This is a genomic window from Enterobacter sp. 04-C-12-SI-ECC (assembly GCF_047530715.1).
Classification (GTDB): Bacteria; Pseudomonadota; Gammaproteobacteria; order Enterobacterales; family Enterobacteriaceae; genus Enterobacter; species Enterobacter bugandensis.
Genome location: NZ_JBLKDI010000012.1, coordinates 42,912 through 69,547, shown reverse-complemented (window position 1 = coordinate 69,547; position 26,636 = coordinate 42,912). Strand labels below are relative to the sequence as shown.

At 56.6% G+C, this 26,636-nt stretch carries 24 protein-coding genes and 1 tRNA gene; 11 read left to right on the top strand and 14 right to left on the bottom strand.

Annotation, left to right across the window (positions count from 1 at the left end; translation table 11 throughout):
* Window positions 1–11 precede the first annotated feature (11 nt).
* On the bottom strand, window positions 12–338 hold the full coding sequence (locus tag ACMWL8_RS15850; RefSeq protein WP_028014375.1) for a YggL family protein: 327 nt from the start codon (window positions 336–338) through the stop codon (window positions 12–14).
* Complete coding sequence (gene trmB, locus ACMWL8_RS15845; protein WP_028014376.1) at window positions 338–1,057, bottom strand: tRNA (guanosine(46)-N7)-methyltransferase TrmB; 720 nt, start codon at window positions 1,055–1,057, stop codon at window positions 338–340. The genes ACMWL8_RS15850 and trmB overlap by 1 nt, the downstream gene beginning before the upstream one ends.
* A gap of 144 nt (window positions 1,058–1,201) precedes the next feature.
* On the opposite strand from trmB, the gene mutY reads away from it, so the two are divergent.
* From mutY to ACMWL8_RS15825, 4 genes are all read left to right on the top strand, one after another.
* Entirely contained in the window at window positions 1,202–2,254 is a 1,053-nt protein-coding gene (gene mutY / locus ACMWL8_RS15840) for an A/G-specific adenine glycosylase (protein ID WP_200891422.1), read from the top strand.
* 26 nt (window positions 2,255–2,280) lie between these two features.
* The gene (locus ACMWL8_RS15835) at window positions 2,281–2,553 is read left to right on the top strand and encodes an oxidative damage protection protein (protein ID WP_003862425.1); all 273 of its coding nucleotides are present in this window, start codon (window positions 2,281–2,283) and stop codon (window positions 2,551–2,553) included.
* 56 nt (window positions 2,554–2,609) lie between these two features.
* Window positions 2,610–3,686: a membrane-bound lytic murein transglycosylase MltC gene (mltC, locus tag ACMWL8_RS15830; RefSeq protein ID WP_045260773.1), complete on the top strand. Its 1,077-nt coding sequence runs from the start codon at window positions 2,610–2,612 to the stop codon at window positions 3,684–3,686.
* Window positions 3,687–3,954: 268 nt separating this feature from the next.
* Window positions 3,955–5,211, top strand: a complete 1,257-nt coding sequence (locus ACMWL8_RS15825; RefSeq protein WP_041908317.1) for a nucleoside permease — start codon at window positions 3,955–3,957, stop codon at window positions 5,209–5,211.
* 80 nt (window positions 5,212–5,291) lie between these two features.
* On the opposite strand, the gene citG is transcribed toward ACMWL8_RS15825, so the two are convergent.
* From citG to ACMWL8_RS15785, 8 genes are read right to left on the bottom strand one after another with little or no spacing between them, the layout of a single operon-like run.
* A complete protein-coding gene (gene citG / locus ACMWL8_RS15820) occupies window positions 5,292–6,095 on the bottom strand; it encodes a triphosphoribosyl-dephospho-CoA synthase CitG (RefSeq protein ID WP_045260774.1) in 804 nt (267 codons plus the stop codon).
* Window positions 6,073–6,612, bottom strand: a complete 540-nt coding sequence (gene citX / locus ACMWL8_RS15815; RefSeq protein WP_045260775.1) for a citrate lyase holo-[acyl-carrier protein] synthase — start codon at window positions 6,610–6,612, stop codon at window positions 6,073–6,075. The genes citG and citX overlap by 23 nt, the downstream gene beginning before the upstream one ends.
* Window positions 6,609–8,132 carry a citrate lyase subunit alpha gene (gene citF / locus ACMWL8_RS15810; RefSeq protein WP_241276715.1) on the bottom strand — a complete coding sequence of 508 codons (1,524 nt, stop codon included), beginning with the start codon at window positions 8,130–8,132 and terminating at the stop codon, window positions 6,609–6,611. Before citF ends, citX begins: the two co-directional genes overlap by 4 nt.
* Before the next feature lie 10 nt (window positions 8,133–8,142).
* Window positions 8,143–9,018 carry a citrate (pro-3S)-lyase subunit beta gene (citE, locus tag ACMWL8_RS15805; protein WP_028014383.1) on the bottom strand — a complete coding sequence of 292 codons (876 nt, stop codon included), beginning with the start codon at window positions 9,016–9,018 and terminating at the stop codon, window positions 8,143–8,145.
* Window positions 9,015–9,308, bottom strand: coding sequence for a citrate lyase acyl carrier protein (citD, locus tag ACMWL8_RS15800; RefSeq protein WP_028014384.1), 294 nt, complete (start codon window positions 9,306–9,308; stop codon window positions 9,015–9,017). Before citD ends, citE begins: the two co-directional genes overlap by 4 nt.
* A 16-nt stretch (window positions 9,309–9,324) precedes the next feature.
* The gene (gene citC / locus ACMWL8_RS15795) at window positions 9,325–10,347 is read right to left on the bottom strand and encodes a [citrate (pro-3S)-lyase] ligase (RefSeq protein WP_028014385.1); all 1,023 of its coding nucleotides are present in this window, start codon (window positions 10,345–10,347) and stop codon (window positions 9,325–9,327) included.
* A gap of 10 nt (window positions 10,348–10,357) precedes the next feature.
* Complete coding sequence (locus ACMWL8_RS15790) at window positions 10,358–11,221, bottom strand: fumarylacetoacetate hydrolase family protein (protein WP_028014386.1); 864 nt, start codon at window positions 11,219–11,221, stop codon at window positions 10,358–10,360.
* 17 nt (window positions 11,222–11,238) lie between these two features.
* Complete coding sequence (locus ACMWL8_RS15785; protein WP_045260777.1) at window positions 11,239–12,600, bottom strand: 2-hydroxycarboxylate transporter family protein; 1,362 nt, start codon at window positions 12,598–12,600, stop codon at window positions 11,239–11,241.
* A gap of 345 nt (window positions 12,601–12,945) precedes the next feature.
* Between ACMWL8_RS15785 and ACMWL8_RS15780 the strand changes: the two genes are divergently transcribed.
* A complete protein-coding gene (locus ACMWL8_RS15780; RefSeq protein ID WP_045260778.1) occupies window positions 12,946–14,571 on the top strand; it encodes a sensor histidine kinase in 1,626 nt (541 codons plus the stop codon).
* Window positions 14,561–15,253, top strand: coding sequence for a response regulator (locus tag ACMWL8_RS15775; protein ID WP_045260779.1), 693 nt, complete (start codon window positions 14,561–14,563; stop codon window positions 15,251–15,253). The genes ACMWL8_RS15780 and ACMWL8_RS15775 overlap by 11 nt, the downstream gene beginning before the upstream one ends.
* Before the next feature lie 43 nt (window positions 15,254–15,296).
* On the opposite strand, the gene ACMWL8_RS15770 is transcribed toward ACMWL8_RS15775, so the two are convergent.
* Window positions 15,297–17,435 (bottom strand): ornithine decarboxylase, encoded by a 2,139-nt coding sequence (locus tag ACMWL8_RS15770; RefSeq protein WP_045260798.1) that lies wholly within the window; start codon window positions 17,433–17,435, stop codon window positions 15,297–15,299.
* Window positions 17,436–17,616: 181 nt separating this feature from the next.
* Here ACMWL8_RS15770 and ACMWL8_RS15765 point away from each other — a divergent pair, with 181 nt between their 5' ends.
* From ACMWL8_RS15765 to ACMWL8_RS15755, 3 genes are all read left to right on the top strand, one after another.
* Window positions 17,617–18,330 (top strand): DUF554 domain-containing protein, encoded by a 714-nt coding sequence (locus tag ACMWL8_RS15765; RefSeq protein WP_045260780.1) that lies wholly within the window; start codon window positions 17,617–17,619, stop codon window positions 18,328–18,330.
* A gap of 95 nt (window positions 18,331–18,425) precedes the next feature.
* Window positions 18,426–18,501 (top strand) — tRNA-Phe (locus tag ACMWL8_RS15760).
* A gap of 520 nt (window positions 18,502–19,021) precedes the next feature.
* On the top strand, window positions 19,022–19,840 hold the full coding sequence (locus ACMWL8_RS15755; protein WP_045260781.1) for a DUF4225 domain-containing protein: 819 nt from the start codon (window positions 19,022–19,024) through the stop codon (window positions 19,838–19,840).
* Here ACMWL8_RS15755 and ACMWL8_RS15750 read toward each other — a convergent pair.
* The 3 genes from ACMWL8_RS15750 to ACMWL8_RS15740 all read right to left on the bottom strand — a co-directional run bounded on the left by ACMWL8_RS15750 (window position 19,818) and on the right by ACMWL8_RS15740 (window position 22,962).
* Window positions 19,818–20,144, bottom strand: coding sequence for a hypothetical protein (locus ACMWL8_RS15750; protein ID WP_023298582.1), 327 nt, complete (start codon window positions 20,142–20,144; stop codon window positions 19,818–19,820). The genes ACMWL8_RS15755 and ACMWL8_RS15750 overlap by 23 nt on opposite strands.
* A 401-nt stretch (window positions 20,145–20,545) precedes the next feature.
* Window positions 20,546–22,333: a hybrid sensor histidine kinase/response regulator gene (locus ACMWL8_RS15745; protein ID WP_041908173.1), complete on the bottom strand. Its 1,788-nt coding sequence runs from the start codon at window positions 22,331–22,333 to the stop codon at window positions 20,546–20,548.
* Window positions 22,330–22,962, bottom strand: a complete 633-nt coding sequence (locus ACMWL8_RS15740; protein WP_414751603.1) for a LuxR C-terminal-related transcriptional regulator — start codon at window positions 22,960–22,962, stop codon at window positions 22,330–22,332. The genes ACMWL8_RS15745 and ACMWL8_RS15740 overlap by 4 nt, the downstream gene beginning before the upstream one ends.
* Before the next feature lie 175 nt (window positions 22,963–23,137).
* Between ACMWL8_RS15740 and ACMWL8_RS15735 the strand changes: the two genes are divergently transcribed.
* Together ACMWL8_RS15735 and ACMWL8_RS15730 are read left to right on the top strand one after the other, a co-directional pair.
* Window positions 23,138–23,452, top strand: a complete 315-nt coding sequence (locus tag ACMWL8_RS15735) for a lipoprotein (protein WP_028014394.1) — start codon at window positions 23,138–23,140, stop codon at window positions 23,450–23,452.
* A 114-nt stretch (window positions 23,453–23,566) separates the two neighbouring features.
* A complete protein-coding gene (locus tag ACMWL8_RS15730) occupies window positions 23,567–26,599 on the top strand; it encodes an autotransporter domain-containing protein (protein WP_045260783.1) in 3,033 nt (1,010 codons plus the stop codon).
* The last annotated feature ends 37 nt before the right edge of the window (window positions 26,600–26,636 follow it).

Sequence of the window (26,636 nt, the reverse complement as noted above, 5' to 3'; positions counted from 1 at the left end):
TTACTGCTTTATTAGTCCCACCAAACGTCGAAAAGTTCGCTCACGCGGACATCTTCCAGCTTGTGCTCTTCAAGCCATTTGCGAACCAGGGCCTGATGTTCTTCGGTGCATTTGCCCACTTCCTGGGTGCAGATCAGACCTTCCCATGCCAGGTAGCCGCTACCGTCGAAGGCCAGCTTGTTTGGCTCGATCACCTCGTTGATGAACGCATCAACGTCCTGGTCGATCTGCTCAACGCTGGTTCCTTCCGGGAAACGCCAGGCAACGGAGAAGCCCACTTCCTGGAATTCTTCGATGTGCATCTTTTTACGCAGACGACGGCTACGATTCTTTGCCATTATTTCACCCTCTCGAACATTAAGTCCCATACGCCGTGACCAAGACGATGGCCACGCTGTTCAAATTTTGTCACCGGACGCGATTCCGGACGCGGTACGTAGTCGTTGCTCTCGGACTGATTTTTGTACCCGTCCAGCGACGACATCACTTCCAGCATGTGTTCCGCATAAGGTTCCCAGTCGGTCGCCATGTGGAAAACGCCGCCCAGCTTGAGCTTGCTTTTCACCAGCTCGGCAAACGGTGCCTGAACGATACGGCGTTTATTATGACGCGCTTTGTGCCATGGGTCAGGGAAAAAGAGCTGAACCATGTTCAAAGAATTGTCAGGAATCATTTTGTGCAGCACTTCCACCGCGTCGTGACACATCACGCGCAGGTTCTCAACGCCCTCTTCGTGGGCCGTTGCCAGGCACGCGCCGACGCCCGGCGAGTGTACTTCAATGCCGAGGAAGTTCTGCTCCGGGCGCGCTTTCGCCATAGTGACCAGCGAGGTGCCCATACCAAACCCGATCTCCAGCGTGACGGGCGCGTCGCGGCCAAACAGCTCGGTAAAGTCGAGCGGCTGCTCGCTGAACTCAACGCCCATCACCGGCCAGTAGTTGTCCAGCGCGTGTTGCTGCCCTTTGGTCAGGCGGCCCTGACGGCGGACAAAGCTGCGAATACGGCGCAGCGGGCGACCGTTTTCATCAAATTCCGGTGAAATGACGTCGTTTTTCATAAAAGAGTTGTCTGCTTGTGAGAATGTTCGGGAAACGGGCATTATCCAAAGTTAAGGCTTCTATGCAAGCATGGGAAAGATCCGGTTTACAGCAGATTGACGCTGTGCTGCAATCTGCGTCCCTGATTATGCGAATCGATGACCATGCAAGCCTCTCAATTTTCAGCCCAGGTGCTGGACTGGTACGACAAATACGGGCGTAAAACCCTGCCCTGGCAAATTGAAAAAACGCCCTACAAAGTATGGCTCTCCGAGGTGATGTTGCAACAAACGCAGGTCGCCACCGTAATCCCTTACTTCGAGCGTTTTATGGCACGCTTCCCGACGGTCACCGACCTGGCAAACGCGCCGTTGGACGAAGTGCTGCACCTGTGGACCGGGCTGGGCTATTACGCCCGCGCGCGCAACCTGCACAAGGCCGCGCAGCAGGTCGCCACCCGCCACAAAGGTAAATTCCCGGAAACCTTCGACGAGGTTGCCGATTTACCCGGCGTCGGACGTTCAACCGCAGGCGCGATCCTCTCCCTTTCATTAGGCAAGCATTTCCCGATCCTCGACGGCAACGTGAAGCGCGTGCTCGCACGCTGCTACGCCGTTGACGGCTGGCCGGGTAAGAAAGACGTTGAAAAACGCCTGTGGGAGATCGCTGAAGCGGTCACCCCGGCGAAGGGCGTAGAGCGTTTTAACCAGGCGATGATGGATCTTGGCGCGATGGTCTGCACGCGCTCAAAACCGAAGTGCGAACTCTGCCCGGTGAACAACCTCTGCGTGGCGTATGCCAACCAGTCATGGGCGCAGTATCCGGGTAAGAAACCCAAACAGACGCTGCCGGAGCGCACCGGCTATATGCTGCTGATGCAGCACGGTGACGACGTCTTCCTCGCCCAGCGTCCGCCGAGCGGTCTGTGGGGTGGTCTATACTGCTTCCCACAGTTTGAAGATGAAAACTTGCTGCGTGAATGGCTTAAACAGCGCGGCATTGCGGCAGATACCCTGACGCAGCTGACCGCGTTTCGCCACACCTTCAGCCATTTCCATCTGGATATAGTACCGATGTGGCTTCCCGTGTCCTCATTCACCTCCTGCATGGATGAAGGCACCGCTCTCTGGTATAACTTAGCGCAACCGCCATCAGTCGGGCTGGCGGCTCCCGTGGAGCGCCTGTTACAGCAATTACGTGCCGGTGCAATGGTTTAGCATCGGCAACACAAAGAGGAATACGTATGGCCAGAACCATTTTTTGTACTTTCCTGCAGCGCGACGCTGAAGGCCAGGATTTCCAGCTCTACCCGGGCGACCTGGGCAAGCGCATCTATAACGAGATCTCCAAAGAAGCCTGGGGACAGTGGCAGAAAAAACAGACCATGCTGATCAACGAGAAAAAGCTCAGCATGATGAACCCGGAGCACCGCAAGCTGCTGGAGCAGGAGATGGTGAACTTCCTGTTCGAGGGCAAAGACGTCCACATCGAAGGCTATACGCCGCCGGAAAAATAACAGCGTGCGGGTGAAACCCCGCCGTTAAAGCAAACACAACACGCACTCCCGGAATGATGAAAAAACTTTTAGCGCTAGCCCTTGTTGCGCCGTTGCTGGTCTCGTGCTCGTCCAAAAAAGGCGATGATTACAACGAAGCCTGGGTCAAGGACACCAACGGTTTTGACATTTTGATGGGGCAGTTTGCCCATAACATCGAGAACATATGGGGATTTAACGAAGTTCTTATTGCCGGACCGAAGGACTACGTTAAGTACACCGACGCCTATCTGACCCGTAGCCACATCAACTTTGATGAGGGTACGATCACCATTGAGACCATCGCAGGCACCGACCCTGCGGCACGGCTGCGTCAGGCGATCGTCAAAACCCTGCTGATGGGTGACGATCCGGGATCTATCGATCTCTACTCCGATGCGGACGACATCACCATTTCGAAAGAGCCGTTCCTGTACGGTCAGGTTGTCGACCAGACCGGACAGCCGATCCGCTGGGAAGGTCGCGCCACGAAATTTGCCGACTACCTGCTGCAGACGCGCCTGAAGAGCCGCTCTAACGGCCTGAAGATTATCTACAGCGTTACCATTAACCTTGTCCCGAACCACCTCGACAAGCGTGCGCATAAGTATCTGGGCATGGTGCGTCAGGCGTCGCGTAAGTATGGCGTGGACGAGTCGCTGATCCTGGCGATTATGCAGACCGAATCCTCGTTCAACCCGTACGCGGTCAGCCGTTCCGACGCGCTGGGGCTGATGCAGGTTGTCCAGCACAGCGCCGGTAAAGACGTCTTCCGCTCGCAGGGGAAATCCGGCACGCCGAGCCGCAGCTATCTGTTCGATCCGCAAAGCAACATTGATACCGGCACGGCCTATCTGGCAATGCTGAACAATGTCTATCTCGGCGGAATTGATAACCCGACGTCGCGTCGCTATGCGGTGATCACCGCCTATAACGGCGGTGCGGGCAGCGTGCTGCGCGTCTTCTCGAATGACAAAGTGCAGGCTGCGAACATCATCAACAGCATGGCGCCGGGGGATGTTTACTCCACCCTCACCACCCGCCACCCGTCTGCGGAATCCCGCCGGTACCTGTATAAGGTGAATACGGCGCAGAAAAACTATCGTCGTCGGTGATCGGCCCTCCTTCTCCCACAGGGAGAAGGGGTTCTGCTTCCCCTCTCCCTGTGGGAGAGGGTCAGGGTGAGGGCATCAGGCCGCACCTATCCTCCACCCATACGAAAATGTTATTTGCATCACAATCCAAACTGCAAATTAATGTGGATTGCATTTTTTTGCGGGAGGTAACAAAACATATCGTTGCCAACTGATAGAATTGCATCAAATAACAACCCTGAATGTTCCTATAACAACATATCTCCCGCTCACTTGTGAGGAAAGTAACATGAACCTTAAGCTGCAGCTTAAAATCTTGTCGTTTCTGCAGTTCTGCCTGTGGGGTAGCTGGCTGACTACACTCGGCTCCTATATGTTTGTGACGCTCAAGTTTGATGGTGCGTCAATCGGTGCCGTCTACAGCTCGCTGGGTATTGCGGCTGTTTTCATGCCAACGCTGCTCGGTATCGTGGCGGATAAATGGTTAAGTGCGAAATGGCTGTATATGCTTTGCCATCTGGTGGGTGCGGGGACGCTGTTTATGGCGGCCGAAGTGACCACGCCGGGGGCGATGTTTATGGTGATCCTGCTTAACTCGCTGGCGTATATGCCAACGCTTGGGCTGATCAACTCCATCTCCTACTACCGCCTGAAATCTGCCGGCCTGGATATCGTCACCGATTTCCCGCCAATCCGTATCTGGGGCACCATCGGCTTTATCATGGCGATGTGGGGCGTGAGCTTCGCGGGCTTCGAGCTGAGCCACATGCAGCTGTATATTGGTGCTGCGCTCTCCGTACTGCTGGCGCTGTTCACCCTGACGCTGCCAACCATTCCGGTATCTAATCAGCAGAAAAACCAGAGCTGGAGCACCATGCTTGGCCTGGATGCCTTCGCCCTGTTCAAAAACAAGCGCATGGCGATCTTCTTTATCTTCTCCATGCTGCTGGGCGCGGAGCTGCAAATCACCAACATGTTCGGCAACACCTTCCTGCACAGCTTCGATAACGATCCGCTGTTTGCCGGGAGCTTTATCGTTGAGCACGCGTCGGTGATGATGTCCATCTCGCAGATCTCCGAGACGCTGTTCATCCTGACCATCCCGTTCTTCCTGAGTCGCTACGGCATCAAAAACGTCATGCTGATCAGTATCGCCGCGTGGATGCTGCGCTTCGGCCTGTTCGCCTACGGCGACCCGAGCGCGTTCGGCACCGTGCTGCTGGTGCTGTCGATGATTGTTTATGGCTGCGCCTTCGACTTCTTCAACATTTCCGGTTCGGTGTTTGTGGAAAAAGAGGTGAAGCCTGAAATCCGCGCCAGCGCGCAGGGCATGTTCCTGATGATGACTAACGGCTTCGGCTGTATTCTGGGCGGCGTGGTGAGCGGTAAAGTGGTTGAGATGTACACCACCAACGGCATCACCGACTGGCAGCCCGTGTGGCTGATCTTCGCGGCGTATTCGCTGGTGCTGTTCTTCGCGTTCCTCGCGCTGTTCAAGTACAAGCACGTTCGCACAGCGCACGGTACACAGCCGATTGCGCATTAATTGTTGTGCCCGGTGGCGCTTCGCTTACCGGGCCTACAAAAGCACGGAGAGCAGGCCGGGTAAGCGTTAGCGCCACCCGGCTATTTTATTGCAGAGAGCACCCACCCCACCGACAGCAAATCCGCGCTGCCGCCCGGACTCAGGTTTCGTTCAATCAGTGCCTTATCCATCTTAAGCAACGCCTCGCGATTCCAGCCGTTAGCCAGCAGTTCCCGCGCATAGCCCTGAACGTAGCGCAGCCCCTGAATGCCGCCGCGTGACACGAGATTACTGTCCTGATTGACCGCCATCAGGCGCAACAGCAGGCCGTGAAGCGACTGTCCGTTCCACTGCCCCAGCGCCTTACGCACCGTCGCAAAGCCGCTCTCCGCCTCGCCTCGCGCCCCGGTTAAGCCGTACTGCTGAAACTGCCGCTCGCCTGCCGTCGCCTGCCCGCTGCGCGCTGCCAGTTCCCGCGACACCAGCCCGCTGCAGATGTTACTCACCTCACAACAGAGGCTGTCCGCAGAGACATTTTTCACACGCCCGGCAGCGAAGCACAGCAGGCCGAGAGCAAAAATCCCGCCCTTATGGGTGTTCACGCCGTTCGTCGCGGCGTACATCGCCTGCTCGCAGGCCATCCCCATCGGGCGGATAATCCGCAGCTGTGCGTCAGCGGGTTTATCCGCATGCACGTTACCGAGTTCAGCAAAGCGCGAAAACCACGGCGTAATTGCCGCGATGCTGCGGACAAACAGCGCGTGGTCCATATCGCGATGGGAACCGTTGTTGAGCTTGTCCACCAGCCCCGGCTTGGGCGTCAGCTCCAGCTCCTGCCACAGCGCCGCTTCGGCAAGCGCGGGCACATCAATCGGGCGCGGTTTAGTCGCGAGCAAACCAGTCATCGATCGTCTTCTCCACGCGGGAAACAACCTGCTCAACGGGGTGATTGCGCGAACGGGAGCAGGCATGCGCGGGCTCGTCGCAGATCAGACAGCGCCTGAGGTTTGCCCCCAGCGACTGACGCCCGACGTGGCCGTGCTGAGGGCAGATCACGTCCAGATCCCACAGCCTGCCGAGCGGGTGCGTCTGCTCCAGTTCCGCGCAGTGCGCTTTGATTTCCGCCGCCGCATGGGCGACGCACCACAAGGCTTCCGGTCCGGTGGGCAGCCACAGCACCTGGCGGTCCAGCACCTGCCAGCGGTTCTCCCACAGCAGCTGGTCGCAGATCTGCAGCGCCACGCCCATGGTGTTGCGATAGCGCAGGCTGTCCTTGATTTCCCCTGGCGTGACCAGCGTGAGGGAGATCACCGGCTGTTTATAGTGCTCAAGCATGTCAGCCTGACGGGCTGCGCGACGCTCTTTCGCCGCCAGCAGTTCCTCCAGGCTGACACCCGCCCGCACGGGTGTCGCTAAAATCATACTGACTCCTTCACCTGTCGTACGGTGTCGATCACGCTGCCGTCGCGGTAGCGGATCACCCCGACGATTTTGTCGGTAAATTCAATCGGTTTCGGTACGCCGGTCAGGGAAATCGCCCGCTCATAGAGCGCGCTAATGTCCACTACCTTCAGCCCGACCTCCAGCAGCCGCTCGCGGATCTCCGGGCGCGCCGGGTTGACTGCGATGCCGTGGTCGGTGACCAGCACGTCGATGCTCTCCCCCGGCGTGAGGCGCGTGGTGACGCGCTTGACCACCGTCGGAATGCGGCTGCGCAGCAGCGGCGCGACCACGATGGTCAGGTTGGCTGCCGCCGCCACGTCGCAGTGCCCGCCGGATGCGCCACGCATCACGCCGTCGGAGCCGGTGATGACGTTGACGTTGAAATCAACGTCAATTTCCAGGGCACTGAGGATCACCACGTCGAGCTGGTCGCAGCTTGCCGCCTTGCTGCCGGGGTTGGCGTAGATGTTGGTGGAGATCTCTACGTGGTTCGGGTTGCGCGCCAGCGAAGCCGCCGCCTGGCCGTCAAAGCACTGGGTGTCGAGCAGCTTTTCGATAAGCCCCTTCTCGAGCAGATCCACCAGGCTGCCGGTGATGCCGCCGAGCGCAAAGCGCGCCTTCACGCCGCTGCGCTCCATCTTCTCTTCCATAAAGCGGGTGCAGGCGGTGGCCGCCGCGCCGGAGCCGGTCTGCATCGAGAAGCCCGGTTTGAAATAGCCGGAGTGTTCAATCACGTCCGCCGCATAGCGGGCGATCATCAGCTCGCGCGGGTTGCTGGTGACGCGCGCCGCGCCGACGCTGATTTTCGCCGGATCGCCCACGCTCTCCACCTGCACGATGTAGTCCACCTGGTCCTGCACCAGGCTGGCGGGCATATTCGGGAACGGCACCAGCTCTTCGGTCAGCAGCACCACCTTACGGGCAAAGTGCGCGTCCACCATCGCGTAGCCGAGCGAGCCGCAGCACGATTTACCGTGCGTGCCGTTAGCGTTGCCAAACGCATCGCTGCACGGCACGCCGAGAAACGCCACGTCGATATTCAGCTCGCCGTCCTGGAGCAGCTTCACGCGCCCACCGTGGGAGTGAATGTGTACCGGCTCGTCCATCAGCCCGTGGGAGATGGCGTCCGCCAGCCTGCCGCGCATGCCCGAGGTGTAAATCCGGGTGATGACGCCGCTTTCAATATGCTCGATCAGCGCGTCGTTGCAGGTCATCAGCGAGCTGGAGGCCAGAGTCAAATTTTTAAATCCCATCCGCGCCAGCAGCGCCACAACGGTGTTGATCACCCGGTCGCCTTCGCGAAAGGCATGGTGGAAGGAGATGGTCATCCCGTCCTGCAGGCCGCTGCGCGCTACGGCTTCTTCAAGGGAGGCACAGAGCTTACGGTTGTGCTTCGCGTCACTGTCCGCCAGCCACGGCGTGGCGCTGTGGGCAGTATCAAAGGGTTTCAGGTCCCGCAGATGGGGGAAGTTTACGTGGAGAAGTTCAGTCTGATTCATTGTCTTATCCTTACCGACGCACGCCGGAAGCCGCCGCGCGCTCCAGCACCACCTGCGCGTGGTTAATAATCGGTGCATCCACCATTTTGCCGTTGAGCGACACCACGCCCAGGCCGTTACGCTCGCCCTCTTCTGCCGCTTCAATCACCCTTTTGGCGTGATCCACCTCTTCCTGCGTCGGTGCATAAGCGTTGTGCAGCAGGTCAATCTGGCGCGGGTTAATCAGCGATTTGCCGTTAAAGCCCATCTTGCGGATCAGATCGACCTCGCGAAGGAACCCGGCCTCGTCGTTAACGTCTGACCACACCACGTCGAAGGCGTCGATGCCCGCCGCGCGGGCGGCGTGCAGCACGGCGCAGCGGGCGTAGAACAGCTCGGTGCCGTCGCCGCGCTCGGTCTGCATGTCCATCACGTAGTCAAAGGCGGCCAGCGCGATGCCGATGAGGCGCGGGGAGCTGCGGGCAATCGCCACGGCATTGATGACGCCAATGGCCGACTCAATCGCCGCCATCACGCGGGTGGAACCGACCTCGCGGCCGCACTCGCGTTCAATGCGCTCAAGATGGCCTTCCAGCTCGTAGACGTCGTCCGGGGTGTCGGTTTTTGGCAGGCGGATCACGTCCACGCCCGCGCGCACGGCGGCTTCCAGATCCAGCAGGCCAAACGGCGTGCTGAGCGGGTTAATGCGCACCACGGTTTCGATATCCTGATACATAGGGTGCTGTAGCGCGTGGAAAACCAGCATGCGCGCGGTGTCCTTCTCACGCAGGGCGACGGCGTCCTCAAGGTCAAACATGATGGAGTCGGGGCGGTAGATAAACGCGGTGGAAAGCATGGCGGCGTTAGCGCCCGGCAGGAACAGCATACTGCGGCGGAGTTTGCTCATTTCAGCGCCTCCCAGTTGATGGCCTGTTCATCGGCGGCACGCATCAGCGCGCTTTGCAGGCGGGCGCGAATAACACAGTCCAGCGCCCCTTTGTCTTCAATAATGATGAGCCCCTGGCGCACGTTCATGGCGCGCAGCGTGTCGTTGACCACCTGACGAATTTGCTCGCCAAACTGCTTAATCACTTCACTGTGGATGACAATCTCCAGCTCGCCGTGAGCGGGGGCGATTTTCACCATCAGGTCGCTGGACTCCTGCGTTCCGGCCAGCGCCTCCCTTACAATATTCATGATAAATTCCTGATAGTTATGCGACTTCCGCACTCGCACGATAGTGTGTTTCGAGATGCGCGAAGGTGGAGTCCGGGACGATCTCCCGGATCCGGGAAAACTGCTGTGTCTTGAGTAAACGGCGCACTTCGGACGCCGAAATGGCGTTGCCGGTGGCCTTGATGCGCGGCATCTCCACCACCTCGATATGCGAAGCCAGCAGATCGTGCAGCGTCTGGTTGTACTGGCGGGTGATGTCGCAAAACGGCTCCGAGCCGATGAAGCGGTGCGTGATGCCGAGCGCCGGGGCGATGAAGTCCCGGAAGATCAGCACGTCGATCTCGCTCCACGCCTGCTGCACTTTGCCGGTCTCCTTCAGGAAGTAGGCCGGGAAGGTGGCGCGGGAGATGATGTACTGCGAGCCTTCATGCACCACCACGTTCGGCAGATGGGCCACGCCTGCGCGCACCATCTCGAGACGCGCGCTGAACGGGAAGAACGAGGCGTCTTCACGCACCACGAACAGATGCAGGGCATCGCACCGCTGCGCCGCCTGCTCCACCAGATGGCGGTGGCCGAGGGTGAACGGATTGGCGTTCATCACTATCGCGCCAGTTTTCTCCCCGCCCTTTCGCATCCGGCTTAAGGTACGGCAGTAGCGCGCGATCCCCTGCGGGGTGTTCTCCATCAGCACTGCGTTGTTCCCGCTCTGGGCAATTGGCCAGAAGCCGCTGCGGGCAAAGCGCTCCCGGTTGCACGGACGGGTGCAGAGGAAGAGGTGAAAATGGCCGCGCTCCAGCGCCGCATTTTCCACCTCTGCCAGCAGCCGCGCGCTGAGGTTTTCCCCACGAAGCTGCTCGTTGACCGCCACGCATTTGATGACGTTGCCGGCAAGTCCTGCGCAACCCACCAGCTGCGCGCCGGACCAGGCTTCGACAAACAGCGTGATGTCGTTGTCCAGGCCAAGGCCGCTGTCTGCCAGCAGGTAGCGGATCTGGCTTAAGCGTTCCGGGTGTTTCGCCACCAGCGTCTGGCGAAAATCGATGGGTTGACTGTTCATGCCGCCTTTCTCAGTGTGCCGCCGCAAGCCCGACGGCTGGCGCTTCCACGATCACGTTGCTCAGATGACCGATATGCTCGATCTCCACCTCAATGCGATCGCCCTCTTTCATAAACAGCGGCGGGTTACGCTTTTTACCCACGCCGCCCGGGGAGCCGGTGATGATCACGTCGCCCGGGCTTAAGCGGGTAAAGGTGCTGATGTACTCGATGAGCTCCGCGACCTTGTGGATCATGCTGCTGGTGTTGTCCTCCTGCACCATGCGGCCGTTAAGCCAGGTGCGGATCGCCAGGCTGTGCGGATCCGGGATCTCATCCGCCGTCGCCATCCAGGGGCCAAACGCCCCGGTCTGACGCCAGTTTTTACCGGCGGTGAACCAGGTGTGCTGCCAGTCGCGGGCGGAGCCGTCCATGTAGCAGCTGTAGCCCGCCACGTGGCGCAGGGCGTCATCGCGGCTGATGTTCTCCCCGCCCTTACCGATGATCACCGCCAGCTCGCCTTCGTAGTCGAATTCGCTGGAGTGGCGCGGCTTCAGTACCGGCTCGTTGTGGCCGGTCTGTGAGTCCGGGAAGCGGACAAACAGCGTCGGGGCCGGGTTGTGCTGGTCAAACTCCTTGCGTTTGTCGGCGTAGTTCATGCCCACGCAGAGGATTTTTTCCGGCTGCACGATCACCGGCAAGAAGGTGATGGCGTTCAGCGGTACATCCACCGCGTCGTTCAGGTAACGGGTGGCCAACGCCAGCCCGTTGCCCTGCAGCAGCGCTTTAAGGTCGCCGTAGCGGTCGCCGAGACGGCGGCCTAAATCAATCACGCCCTCGGCCTGAACGATGCCGTAGCTGCGTTTTCCCTGGTATAAAAAGCTTGCGAGTTTCATTGTTCTTTCCTGAAAACTTAAACGAGGAAGTTGCCCAGAATCAGCAGAGAGATGGAGACGTTAATCGCCCCGCCGATACGGGTAGCAATCTGGGCGAACGGCATCAGGCTCATGCGGTTGCCTGCGGTCAGTATCGCCACGTCGCCGGTACCGCCCTGTCCGCTCTGACAGCAGGAGACGATGGCGACATCAATCGGGTGCATACCAATCTTTTTACCGACGAAGAACCCGGTCGCCACCAGCGCAGAAACGGTGCTGATAATCACCAGCAGGTTGGTCAGCGTGAAGGCGGCCACCAGTTCATGCCACGGGGTAATGGCCACGCCAACGGCGAAGAGGATCGGGTAGGTTACGGAGGTCTGGAAGAATTTGTACACCACCTGCGAACCCTCCAGCAGGCGCGGAGAAGCGCCGTTGCAGAGCTTCACCAGCACCGCCATAAACAGCATGCCAACGGGCGCAGGCAGGCCAATCAGCTTGTGGCCGAGCATGCCCAGCATGTACAGCAGCACCGCCAGCAGCGCGCCGGAGGCGATAGTGGTCACGTCCGCTTTACCGGAAAACGCAGGCTGAGAGACGGTGGTATCGGCATTCGCGCGGTTAGGCATCAGCTGGCCTTCACCGGTCAGGTGCGGGTAGCGTTTACCGAGCTGGTTCAGGCAGCCGGAGATGATGATTGCCGTCAGCCCGCCGAGCATGACCATCGGCAGCACGCGGCCGAGCGCTACGCCCTGGTCCATATGCAGCAGGGTGGCATAGCCGATGGAAAGCGGAATCGCCCCTTCCCCGACGCCGCCCGCCATGATCGGCAGAATGATAAAGAAGAAGATCTGGAACGGCTCCAGGCCCAGCGCCAGCCCCACGCCCATGCCAACAATCATGCCGACGATTTCACCGCACAGCATCGGGAAGAAGATGCGCAGGAAACCCTGAATCAGCACCGTGCGGTTCATGCTCATGATGCTGCCGACGATAATGCAGCAGATATAGAGGTAGAGAATGTTGGTGGATTTGTAGAATTTGGTCGTAGATTCCACCACCACGTCCGGCAGCAAACCGTAGTAGACCAGTGCGGAAGGGATAAAGGTGGCGCAAATCGCCGCCGCGCCAAGCTTGCCGACAATCGGCAGGCGTTTGCCGAACTCACCGCAGGCAAAGCCGAAGAAGGCCAGCGTCGCCACCATCACCACGATATCGCTCGGCAGTTTTCCGCCCAGGCAATCAATCGCGATCAGCGCGCCCGCCAGAACGAACAGCGGCAGAGGAATAATCCCGATTTTCCAGGTATCCATAATATGCCACCACCGCTCCTTGAGGGATGGCCGCTGAATTTCAATCGGGTCGTGGGTAACAGAGAAAGAATCGTCAGTTGTGCTCATAATAAGCCCCTTAGTTATTTTGTGCGTTCAGCTTAGAGTCACAAAGGCCTACTTTATGTGAGGAATGGCATATTAAAAGCGAAGTTTTAATGGCAGCTATGGTTTTTATGGTTTCCTTTATTTAATGTGATTTATGCCTTATTTATTATCGTGGTTTTTATGGTTTCTTTTCTGAATTGAACGACCAAATAACATTTAACTTAGCAGCATGAAGATCATAAGCCTTCTGGATAAATCATTTACAGCCCTTGCTGTGCAAGGGATCACAAGTTTCCCGCAAAGCGAACATCCGCATGAAAAAAGATGATATATTGACGATCTTTGCCGCTACTTTGCGTGATAGTTATGAAAGTCTCTTTCCAGATTAAGCTGTTTATTTCGCTGGTTGCCTTTTTCTCAGTGCTTTTTGTGCTGCTGGGCGGATATTATTATGCCGATGTCGGAAAACAGCTTTATCAGGAAATGAGTGCACGCGCCAAAATACAGGCGGAAGAGATCGCGCTTATTCCGTCATTGCGTACTGAAGTTGAACAAAAAGATATCAACGCCATTCATGATTTCATGCAGAAAATGGCCGCGCACAGCGACGCCAGCTTTATTGTCATTGGCGATAATACGGGACGGCATCTTTTTCACTCCGTCTTTGCCGACAGGGTGGGCACGACGCTGGTCGGCGGCGACAATGAAGCCGTATTGCAGGGGAAAAGCACGACAACCATACGTAAAGGCGGGCTAGGCATTTCACTGCGCAGTAAAGCGCCCATTTTCAACGACGCCGGGCAGGTGGTCGGCATTGTTTCAGTTGGCTATCTCACCAGCTACCTGGACACCATTACCGTCAGTAAAGTGGTCAATATCCTGATTGCCGCCGTGCTGCTGCTGATCGCCCTCTTTGTCTTCTCCTGGTTCTTTACCCGTAGTATTAAGAAGCAGATCTTCTCCCTGGAGCCACGAGAGATCGGCCTGCTGGTGCGCCAGCAAAAGGCGATGATGGAGTCCATCTACGAAGGCGTGATCGCCATTGATAACGAACGGCGCATAGAGGTGATCAACCAGGCGGCGCGCAAGCTGCTGGGCCTGAGCCAGCCGGCCCGGGAACTGCGCGGGCAGCTGATAAGCCAGGTGATCGATCCGGTCCCGTTCTTCGACACGCAGACGATGCTGGCGAAAGATACCCATGACGAGATTTGCCGCTTTAACGATCTCACGGTGATTGCCAGCCGGGTACACATCATGCTTGAGGGGTCGCTGCAGGGCTGGGTGATCACCTTCCGCGATCGCAACGAGATCGACTCTCTCAGTAGCCAGCTCAGCCAGGTAAAACGCTACGTCGATAACCTGCGCATTATGCGTCATGAGCAGCTGAACCGGATGACCACCCTCTCCGGCCTGCTGCACATGGGCCGCTATGAGGAGGCGATTGGCTACATTCAGGCGCAGTCTGAACACGCTCAGGAGCTGCTGGACTTTATCTCTTCGCGCTTCAGCTCACCGACCCTGTGCGGCCTGCTGCTGGGGAAAGCCGCCCGCGCGCGGGAGAAAGGCGTCGAGCTGTGCTTCGACCCGGCCTGTCGGCTGGACAAACCGTTCCTGCCGCTGGGAGAGCAAGAGCTGATTTCGATTATTGGCAACCTGCTGGATAACGCCATCGAAGCGACGCAGCGGTCGCCGCTTCCCCACGCGCCGGTGGAGGTGCTGATAAAGCTCAGCGAACAGGAGCTGATTATTGAAGTGGCCGACCAGGGCGTTGGCATCACGCCGGCGATCCGTGACCGGATATTTGAACGCGGCATCACCACCAAAACGCGGGGCGATCACGGGATTGGCCTGTATCTGATTGAAAGCTACGTCACGCAGGCTGGCGGCACAATAGAAGTTGCCGATAACATGCCGCACGGGACCATTTTCTCACTGTTTATCCCGGCCTCGGGAACCGTCCGGCAACTGGAAGATACCGACTATGCAACATGAACTTATCGACGTACTGATTGTTGAAGACGAGAACGAACTGGCACAGCTGCACGCGGAGCTTATCGGTAAACATCCGCGCCTGAGGCTGGTGGGGATTGCCGCGTCATTGGCCGACGCGCAGCGACAGCTGGAGAGCAAACAGCCGAAGCTGATGCTGCTGGATAACTACCTGCCGGACGGCAAAGGCATCACCCTTATCAGCAACCCGATGCTGGCCCGCGCCAACTGCTCGGTGATTTTCATCACCGCCGCCAGCGATATGGACACCTGCAGCCAGGCCATCCGCAACGGCGCGTTCGACTACATCCTCAAACCCGTCTCCTGGAAGCGGCTCAGCCAGTCGCTGGAGCGGTTTGTGCAGTTTGCCGAACAGCAGCGGGTCTGGAAGATTGTCGACCAGCAGAACGTGGATTCACTCTATCAGTTACAGGCGAAAAACTATCGTCTGGACAACGGCAGCAAGGGAATAGAGGAGAACACGCTGGCGCGGGTGCAAACGCTGTTTAACAGCAAGGCGGCGCACTGCTTTACGGTGGATGAGGTGGTGAGCGAGACGGGACTGAGTAAAACCACCACCCGACGCTATCTGGAACATTGCGTGGAGGTGGGTTTTCTGACGACGGAGATGCTGTACGGGAAGATTGGGCATCCGAGGAGGATGTACCGCCGCGCAGAAGCCTGACGAAGTATTATGGCCCGGTAAGCTTGCGCCACCGGGCCTACGTTCAGACATTCAATACGTACCCATACAGTCGCTTAATCCCGTCCGTATCCTTCTCGCTGTAAACGCCCTGCAACTCCGGCGAGAAGCCCGGCAGCATATTAATGCCCTCTTCCAGCGCCAGGAAGTAACGCTGTACCGCCCCGCCCCAGACTTCTCCCGGCACCACGCACAGCACGCCTGGCGGGTACGGCAGCGCACCTTCGGCGGCAATGCGCCCTTCAGCGTCACGAATACGCACCAGCTCCACGTTCCCGCGAATGTACTCCTGGTTTGCATCCTGCGGGTTCATCACTACGGCGGGCAGGCTCTCCCGGCGGAACATCGCCTTCTGTAGATCCTTCACGTTAAAGCTGACGTAGAGATCGTGCATCTCCTGGCACAGTTGACGGATCGTGTAGTCGCGGTAACGCACCGGGTATTTTTGGTAGATGGTCGGCAGCACGTCGGCGAGGGGCGTGTCGTCTTCAATATGCTGCTCAAACTGCCCCAGCATCGCCACCAGCTGCGCCAGCTTCTCGCTGCTTTCGGCAGGCGTCAGCAGGAACAGGATCGAGTTGAGGTCGCACTTCTCCGGCACGATGCCGTTTTCGCGCAGGTAGTGGGCGAGAATGGTCGCCGGAATGCCGAAATCTGTGTAGTGACCTGTTTCTGCATCAATGCCCGGCGTGGTCAGCAGCAGCTTGCACGGGTCGACGAAATACTGCTCGCTCGCATAGCCCTCAAATCCGTGCCATTTGGCCCCCGGCTCAAAGCTAAAGAAGCGACGCTCGCTCGCAATGACCTGCGTGGGGTGATCCTGCCATGGCCGCCCCGCCACCACCGGCGGGATAAACGGTTTGATCATATGGCAGTTGGCGATGATGGCCTTGCGCGCCTCAATGCCCAGCTCGACGCACTCCGCCCACAGCCTGCGCCCGCTCTCGCCCTCGTGAATTTTGGCGTTCACGTCCAGTGCCGCAAACAGCGGATAAAACGGGCTGGTGGAGGCGTGCAGCATAAACGCGTTGTTCAGCCGCTTGTGCGGACAGAAGCGCGCCTGACCGCGGATGTGGTTATCCTTTTTATGGATCTGCGACGTTTGCGAGAACCCGGCCTGCTGCTTGTGCACCGACTGGGTCACGAAAATACCCGGATCGTTCTCGTTAAGCTCCAGCAAGAGCGGAGACGTTTCCGCCATCATCGGAATAAACTGCTCGTAGCCCACCCACGCGGAGTCAAAAAGGATGTAGTCACACAGATGGCCGATCTTGTCGATCACCTGGCGGGCGTTGTAGATCGTCCCGTCGTAGGTGCCAAGCTGAATGATCGCCAGGCGGAACGGGCGGACCTCGTCGGCCTTTTCCGGCGCCGCCTCGCGGATCAGATCCCGCAGATACGCGTCATCAAAGCAGTGCTCGTCAATCCCGCCGATAAAGCCAAACGGATTGCGCGCCGCCTCAAGATACACCGGCGTGGCGCCCGCCTGGATCAGTGCGCCGTGGTGATTAGATTTATGGTTGTTGCGGTCGAACAGCACCAGGTCGCCGCGGGTCAGCAGCGCGTTGGTCACCACCTTGTTGGCCGCCGACGTGCCGTTCAGCACAAAGTAGGTTTTGTCCGCGTTGAATACTTTCGCCGCGAACTTTTGCGCGTGCTTGGCGGAGCCTTCATGGATCAGCAGATCGCCCAGCTTAACGTCGGCGTTGCACATGTCGGCGCGGAACACGTTCTCACCGAAGAAATCATAGAACTGTCGCCCTGCCGGGTGTTTTTTGAAAAAAGCCCCGTGCTGGTGGCCCGGACAGGCGAAGGTGCTGTTGCCCATCTCTACATACTGGCTCAGGGTATCGAAAAAAGGCGGCAGCAATTCCTCTTCGTAACGGCAGGCGGCGCTCTCCAGTTCCAGGAACTCCTGAGCTTTACCCGAGATAATCGCCGTGACGCCATCAGGCACCTCTCCAGGCTCTTGCGAGAACATAAACACCGGTAGCTGAAAGCCCGTACGCTTCAGCAACGCGAGAATGCCGCTGTAGCTTTCAACAACGCTAATGACGACTGCCGCCACATCGGTGAAATCGGTGTTATCCAGCGTCACCTTTTCACGGTGCGTAGAAACTTTGGATACCAGCTCATGGCTGACGGCAATTTTCATGGTTTTCATAAGCGCAAATACCCTCACCGAGCGGTGAGACAGGGAGGAGAAAATTCGCGCAATCATGTCACTTTTTATTTTCACGCGCAAGAAGGAATCAGTATGCACGAAACCACCCAAAGCTAAGGCTCGCGCAGCCCTGACGTGCCATAATAATGCAATATCAATGAGTAAATAACAGGAGTTAACTGTGGTTATCGGGCCATTTATTAACGCCGGAGCCGTATTGCTGGGCGGCGTACTGGGCGCAGTGTTGAGTCAGCGGCTGCCGGAGCGTATCCGTTCATCCATGCCCTCTATATTCGGCCTGGCATCCTTAGGCATCGGCATCCTTTTAGTGATCAAATGCGCCAACCTGCCCGTCATGGTGCTGGCTACACTGCTCGGCGCACTGATTGGCGAATTTTGCTATCTGGAAAAAGGCATCAATAGCGCGGTGGGCAAAGCCAAAAACCTGATTGCCCGACCGGGCAAGGCGAAACACGGCACGCACGAGTCGTTTATTCAGAACTACGTCGCCATCATTATTCTGTTTTGCGCAAGCGGCACCGGGATTTTCGGCTCGATGCAGGAAGGGATGACGGGCGACCCAAGCATATTGATTGCAAAAGCGTTTCTCGATTTCTTCACCGCCACCATTTTCGCCACCACGCTTGGCATTGCCGTTGCGGCGATTTGCGTCCCGATGCTGCTAATCCAGCTGGCGCTTGCCACCTGCGCCACCTTGATTCTCCCGCTGACCACGCCAGCGATGATGGCGGACTTCACCGCCGTCGGCGGCCTGCTGCTGCTGGCGACGGGCCTACGTATTTGCGGGATCAAAATGTTTGCCGTGGTGAATATGCTGCCCGCATTACTGCTCGCCATGCCGCTCTCTGCGCTCTGGACGCACTTTTTCGCTTAAGATTGCGGCGAAATGGCGAGAGATTGCGCAGTCTGTAACGAAAACAACATTTTTCGTTGACGGCAACGGGCAGATCGGGTTTAATGCGCCCCGTTGCCCGGATAGCTCAGTCGGTAGAGCAGGGGATTGAAAATCCCCGTGTCCTTGGTTCGATTCCGAGTCCGGGCACCACTTATTTATAACCCTCGCTTCGGCGGGGGTTTTTGCTTTCTGAGTCAGCAACTTGTAGGTTTACCAGTAGTTACCCTCCTTATCTCTCCTCCGACCCCGCTTCCCGGTGGTACAACTGGCGTGTTTACCGCCTTTACCTCCACACAGAAGCAGAAAAACCTGACCTTCACCGATCTATTTGAGCATTACAAATGCACATATCAATTGGACAGAGCCCGACAGAGCGGCATCACGTATCCGTGATTACACCCCATCGGCTAACTGTTTTATTAGATTGATTGGTGGTAAATCCATCCGGGACATCCTGAAAAGTGACCTGTCGGCGTTCCGTACACTGCTGGAACAGGCCCGGGCTAACCGCAGTAAAGTAGGCCGAGGAACGAAGCTGTAAAAAGCGACTTCTACTTCAGACACCGTAACCACATTGCTACTATATTGTGTGTGCGTTGGCACGCATGGCTGTCAGGGGGGCGTTTATCAGCCTAAGCAGAGGCCGGTAAAGCAATTGAGAGGAACTACAATGGATGCAGCATTACTTAACATGATGCGCTCATGTGGAAGAAATAAAGCCTGGGCGGAAACGATGGTGAATATGGAAGCCAGGAAACTGGTAAATACAGCCAACACTCTGTCGGCTTTTCATCTCAGCGATAGTTTGACTCGAATGAAGTTTGTTCAGGAAATTCGGGACCTCATAGAACATCAGTTTACGTTAGCTCGTCGGGCTAAATCAGATGAAGAATGCATGGAATGCGTTAAGATTCTCAGAGAAGAAAACAGTAACCTGCTGGAACAAGCGCGTTTATTAAGAACGAAGGCAGCGAAGCTTTACGCTAAAGTCGAGTTTATTCGAGAGAATAACAAAATTGTTGGGTATGTGATCTCGGCTGTTAGTGTTGTCCTGGCCGGTGCTGAAATAGCCGCAGGATTTACCCTCATAGGCACTATGACCCCTCTCGGGGTTCTTGCTGGTGCGATTCTGGTTACTGACGGGGCAAACAGCATCAGTAAAGAAGTGGCTCGCTACGCAACTAACAACACTACCAGTGAAGGGCTGGTCGCGAATGCCGCGATGTCTACAGCTGAGTTTATGGGCTTTAGTCGTGAGAATGGGTTAGGTGTCTACAAATCAATTTCACTGGCCGCTAATGCGTACACCATTTTTGGCTTGTTACTGCGACCTGGTACCTGGCGACTGTTTCGTTATCTCCCTGCTGACTATTACCGCAAGGTGAGCACACTGAGCCGCCCGCAGCTTACAATGAAAATAGCGGGTTATGGCGTGAAAGCTAAGATTATTTTTGATCTGTTGTCCGTCAGCGACCCGTCCCAGAATTAGTCAGCATTTTACGATAACGCCAGGATTTGTAGCCAAGTTTTGCTGGCGTTATATACCAGATGAAAGGTAGTACAATCAATAACGTGAGTGCAAGTGTCAAGCTTGTATCCTTGGATGCAAGTAAAAGAGTTAAAGCCAGTATGATGAAGGCAATAATAGTTATCCACTTCATAGCCTTAAAACGATTGGCCAGATCATGAGTTACGCTATCAAACGAACCACCGTAATTTTCAATATTGTTTTTTAGCTTTTGAAGATCTCGTTTGCTAAAACCTGATTTTAAAAGTGCCTCTTCGCTGGTCATTCTGTTATCCGTCCCATAACTCACTGAAACCTTTGACGAAGTTTAACTTAATTTGGCGGATAAATCGCTACCTGACGATATTCGTCAAATTTATATATATCAACGAGTTGAAGATATCTTAGAGTATACGCTCGAAAACTGACATTATTGCCCACTGCGGAACTTCGCTGGTAGCAACTCTAATGACTCCTTCGGGGCCGTTTCCAACATCTCCCGCCCTGCCCTGTAGAAGCAACATGCAGATCACCACAGGAGGCTGAATCATGCACGATGAAATCATTAATCAGGCCCGCGAAATCCTCCCTCAGCGGCTCAACCATACCGACACATTGGCATCACAGCAGGACACCGCGAACTATCTGGCCCTACAGTGAAGCGCAATGCTGCTATTATCTATTCCCCTATCCACGACACCCTGACCACTGCGTCAGCAGCGCATGCAGTTTAGCCGGCTCCAGAGGCTTGCGCAGCACCAGATACCCTTCCTGCTCCGCCTCCAGCAGAACAGGCGAATTAAATTCGCCGCTGACCATCGCGCCGCTCATGTCCGGCAGACGTTCAAAAAGCGCTTTCAGGATGTCGAAGCCGCTTTCGCCGGATCGCAGGCGCTGGTCGCACAGCACGGCGAACGGGGTGAATCCGTCGTCGATGATGGCGAACGCTTCTTCAGCGGAGGCCGCGCAGCGCACGTTGATTCCCCAAACGCTCATCAGGCTCTCCCAGGCTGACGTCACCAGCGGGTCGTCATCGACGACCAGGCAAGAACCGCGAAGCGGCGCATAGCGTACCGGCGCAGAGGCGTTGTTATCGGCGGGCGGGGTGTCCGTCGCGATCTCTTCGCCAGCATATTGAGTGAAGCGCATCCAGAAGCGTGAGCCTTTACCTTCTATGGATTGCATCCCGTACTTCACCTTCATCAGCCTGGCACAGCGGGCAACCACGGCGAGGCCCAGCCCGTGTCCGGCGCTGTCGATCTTCCAGGCCAGTTCGGGGCGGTAATAAGGGGAGAAGATTTTACCTTTCTCGTCATCAGCGATACCGACACCCGTGTCCCACACTTCCACCAGGCACTCGTCACCGCGCGGTCGGATGGCAACCAGCACGCCGCCCTGCTGCGTGTAGCGAAGGGCATTTTGAATCAGGTTAATCAGCGATTGTCGCACCAGCAGCGGGTCGCCCATCACGTGGATGCGGCGTTTGGGTCGACGGGTGGACAGCCTAAGTGCACGGCTGTTGGCCTCTTCGCGAAACAGCGTGATCACCGAGTCGAGCAGAGCGCCGATGTCCACTTTGGTAGGGGCAGTGAGCACTTTTCCGGATTCAATCTTGCTGAGGTCGAGCAGAGAATTGAACATCAAATGCACCGAGCGAACGCTCTGCTGCAGGTCAAGCAGCTGGGGCGTCAGGCTGTCGTCCCGATTTCGGTGGATAATCGCTTCGATCAGAAAGCCCATGGCGTGTACCGGCTGACGCAGGTCGTGGCTGGCTGTCGTCAGGAACTGATTTTTATCCAGCAGCGCCTGCTCCGCTTCCTCTTTGGCCTGACGAAACTGTTCTGCCAGGCGTGAGCTTTTTTCCTCAAGCAGCGCTTGCTGAATAAAGTACGCGTGCGACGTTAATGCATGGCGGTAAATGGCGAAGCCGTACAGCAGGTTCAGCATCAGCACAATGAATATCAGCTCGTCCAGCCGCCAGATGATGCCGATATTCAATACTCCCCAGGAGGCGAAGAAAAAGCACGTAAAAGTGCTGATGACCGGCGTCAGATGCGTCGCATTGGCGGCGACGATGGCGGCAATACTGATATTAAGGAGCAGGAAAAAGTCAAAGTTCTGCGTCTGCGGAGTAATTAAATAGAGAGATGAAATCCCCAGCCCGTGAATAAAAGCGATCTTATTTATGCGCGGAAGCCAGCGGCGCAGGACGTCCTCTTCATCATGCTCTTTCACTTCGCGCTGGTAGCGTCGGTGCAATATGCGGATTGCCACGGCACATAGCAGGTAAATAATTATCCAGATAATGGTTGGGCCAAGTTCATCGCCCAGCAAATAGATCCAGATGGCAAAAGGAATACCGACAAATGGCACCGCGCTAAAGCTGAACACCAGCCGCAAAAAAGTGTTGTTTAGCAAACGGATCTGCGCGGGAGATGAGATACCATCCTTCTGTAAACTCTGGAAAAACCTCATTCTGATGATTCCCGCTTGCCATGCAGAAGCGTGATGGCTTCGACCCGGCTGTTAACGCCTATCTTTTTCAATATATTGCTGATGTGTTCTTTGACCGTGGGCTCAGAAATTGAAAGCTGCGCGGCGATTCGTTTATTTGGCAGGCCGCGCATAATCATATTTAAAACGTCTATTTGTCGCGGCGTTAAGTTAAATTTACTTAACTTCTCATTATTCGATTCAACAGGAAAATCGTTTCTCTCAGGAAACCAGGTCAGATTATCAAGGAGTGCACAAACGGCCCGTGAGAACATTTCAGGCGGTTCGCTTTTCAATACAAATCCGTGTCCCCCGGAGGCGTGAACTTTCTGCCAGATGTCATTATTGTCATCCCCGCTGACCACCAGGAACCGTACCTGTGGGTAATGTTGTTTTACTTCTTTGAGTAATTTCAGTGCCGTTCCGGACGAAAGCCAAAAATCGCTGACCAGCAAACGCGGCGGGCCATTATCCCTAATTTGACGGTAGCAATCTTCCTCATTCGTCACCACGCTCGCCTGCTTAAACTGGCAATGTGAAATCAGAAAATTAGCGATGCCGCTTGCTACCAATGGATGGTCATCAACGACCAACGCATAATTCTGCCCCAAAGGATCCTCCTTTTACCTTCGCATATCTGAGTGTACAGATGAATTATTATCTACCCACCCTACTTTAGGAGGGTTTTTTCGATTAGGAAAGGGAAATATATTATTCGCTGATTTGGGTAATTGAAAACATAAATACAATCAGTGAAATTAACTGATTGGATATCAAGGATAATTTATGAAAAAACCACTCATCTTTTTAAGCGTTACGTTGATGCTCGCCGGTTGTTCCACGCTAAAAACCGATCAGGCTATTCCACTCCTGCAGGCGGAGACCGCTAAAATGCTGGGGTTGGGCTCATCGGATGAAATAACCGTGACCAATGTTAATGGCGCCCAGCCGGACGCACTGGGAGGGCAAAAACTGTCTTATCGCGCTACGACGGAAAAAGGGCGTATTTTCGATTGCTCATCAATGATGATGCCGGGGATTTTAGGATCCGCCCCGACGCTCAGCGCACCAACCTGTACCCCTGTTGTCACGCATAAATAATTAACGGCAAATGAAAAGGCGTACATAAATAACGCCTTTTATATTTTCTGACGTATCTGAGTTTTCATAAAAACGATTTTCCAGACATCACGCTAATGAGTACGGAGATAGCCCGTGAATAACTCTACATCGCATGCTTTAGCGGTTAAGACGCCGCTTTCCAGACTTTACCTCGCTCTATTTTCCGCGCCACTGTTACTGCTTTCACCTGCCGATTTCGCGCGTGCAGCCGATGCCATTTTTGATGGTGAGGCGCGTATAACCGAAACGCTGGGTTACACCGGAGATGTTTACGTTGGACGTAATCAACCCGGAAACCTGCTGATCGATAATGGCAAAATCACCGCCTATAACATCAACATCGGTCGGCTGTTCGACGGCCAAATTTATGAAAGCGTGGTCACGGTCCGTGGGCCAAACGCTGAGCTTAACGCAGTCAACGATCAGTACGTTCTGCGCGGCGATCTGAATCTTGGCCTCGGCACCCTGCGAGTCGAAGAAGGCGCGCTGGCCAGCGCAAAAGAAATTGTTGTCGGCACCACCCGCGGCTACGACAGTCACCTTATCGCCACTGGCGCCGGCTCTCGCGTGACCAGTAATTTTCTCAGCGTAGGTACCGATCTGGGGGCACGCTCCACGCTGGCGATTGAAGACGGCGCGGCGCTCAGCACCGCCTACGATGGGCGCATCGGCAACGGTACCGGGCCGGGTGAAACCGACACGCTAAGCCCGAAAGCCACCGTCACGGGGAGCGGCTCACAGTGGAACGTTGGCCGTACGTTGACGCTTTATGGCGACCTGGACGTGCTGAACGGTGGTGCGGTTAACGTTGGCGGCGTGCAGGTGGCGGGCGTCTCCGGGGCAGGTAAAACCGCCGAGCTGGTTATTGCGGGCAAAGACTCGCGCTTTACCAGCGGCAGCAGCGTGAGCGTGGGCGATTATGGCAATGGCGTGCTGTCGGTGATTGACGGCGGTTCATTTTCCGCTGGCAGCAATACGCTGATCGTGGGGACCTCGGGTTCCGGCTCGAACCGGGGTGCGCTCATTATCGGCAGCCGCGGCAATATGGACACCGGCACGGGTTTAACTGAGCCAACGCTTGGCACAGCGGGCGGCGCGGGTACTCTCGATGCGAATACGGCAATCAGCCTGCGCGGCGGGCTGTTCGGCAGCTATGTCTACTTCAACCATACCGATGAAAATTACGTCTTCAGCAACAAGATGAGTGGCGAAGGTGAGGTGATCAATACTTCCGGGCAGACAACGCTGAATGGCGATCTTTCATCCCTTCAGGCGAACGTGACCGCGCGCGGTGGCAAAGTCATTATCGCCAGCAACATCAACACCCAACCAGAAGACGATATTTTTGATATTCAGACTCTTAGCGCCGAGAACGGCGGGACGCTGATCCTCAACGCGACGGCGGGATCCGACGTTAGCGACGGGCTGGGCTACAGCAGCGCCGCGTCAATCAAGGCCGGCGGAACGCTGGGAGGGAACGGCACGCTGGGCCAGACCGAGATCCTTTCCGGCGGGCATATCTCGCCAGGGGATGGTGATATCGGCACGCTGACGCTGAAACGTTATCTGAATTTTGTGGGCGAATCTTTCTATGATGTCGATATCGCCGGTGATGGCCGCAGCGACCAGCTGCTGGTCGCAGGCAAAACGACCATCAGCGACCGGGCTCAGGTACAGGTCACTGCGCTGGATCCGCAAACCAGCTACAAAACGGGCCAAAGCTACCGCATTTTAACCTCCGACGGGGGAATTGACGGTCAGTTCGCGGGGGCGGTGTCTAAATCCGCCTTCCTGGACGTGGCGCTCAACCAGAGCACCAACGCCGTCGATCTGACCATCGCGCAGAAAGAGACCGGCGGCGAGAATCCTGGAGGCGAAAACCCGGGAGGTGAAAATCCAGGAGGAGGAAACCCAGGCGGTGAGAACCCGGGCGGTGAGAACCCGGGCGGAGAAAACCCGGGCGGAGAAAACCCTGGCAGTGAGAATCCGGGCAGCGGCAAGCCGGGGATTTTCCAGACCGTCGCCAAAAGCAGCAACCAGTGGAATACCGCCGGTGCGCTCTCCACCCTGACGCAAAGCGGCCCGTCGCTGGCGCTGTATAACTCGCTGCTGGTACTCAGCGCGCCGGAAGCGCGCGAGGCGTTCAACCAGCTGTCCGGTGAAGTTTATCCGTCAATGCAGTCCAACCTGATCGCCGGCAGCACGCAGGTGTTTAACGTCTTAAACCAGCGTATGCAGCGTGCGTTTGATAACGACAGCCTGCCGATACCACCATTAGCGATGTCGCTGGTGCAGCAGCCGGAGCCGCAAAACAATGGCGTCTGGGGCCAGACCTTCAGCTCCTGGAGCCGAAACGACGGCGACGGTAACGTGGGCAAGCTGGACGGCAACACCACCGGCTTCCTGCTGGGAGCAGATCGCAAGCTGGCGGATCATAACGTGCGTGTCGGTGGCTACTTCGGCTACAGCCGCGGTGATTACGACGTCGATAGCCGTCGTTCCTCAACGGATACCGATAACTACCACCTTGGCCTGTATGCGGCGGGTCAACAGGATGCGTTCTCCCTTCGCGGCGCGCTGGGTTACACCTGGCACAAGATCGAAGGCGAGCGCAGCGTTGATTTCAGCGGCTTCTCGGATCGGCTGAAGTCGGATTACGACGCCAACTCGCTGCTGGCGTTCACCGAAGCGGGTTACCGCTTCGGCCAGCCTGATATGAATATCGAGCCGTTCGTCAATTTATCGTACATTCGACTGCATACCGACAGCTTCAGGGAAGACGGCGGTACCGCCGCGCTGAGCGTAAGTAACGAAACGATGAACACCTTCTACTCCACCCTCGGGGTGCGCGGTGTGACCGAGCTGCCAAAGAACGTGAACCTCTACGGTTCGTTGGGCTGGCAGCACGCCTATGGCGATAAGAATACCTCTTCGCGTATGGCGTTTGCGGGCAGCGACGCGTTCATTACTCAGGGGCAGGCCGTGGATGAGGACGTGATGGTGGGTGATATCGGCGTGAGCGTACAGCTGTCGCGTGCTGCGACGCTGGATGTGGGTTATCAGGGGCAATATGGTGCGGATACCCGCGTCAACTCGGTTAACGCTAATCTGCGCTGGTCGTTCTGAATTATTTCCAGTAAAAGAACCCGCCCTTGTGGCGGGT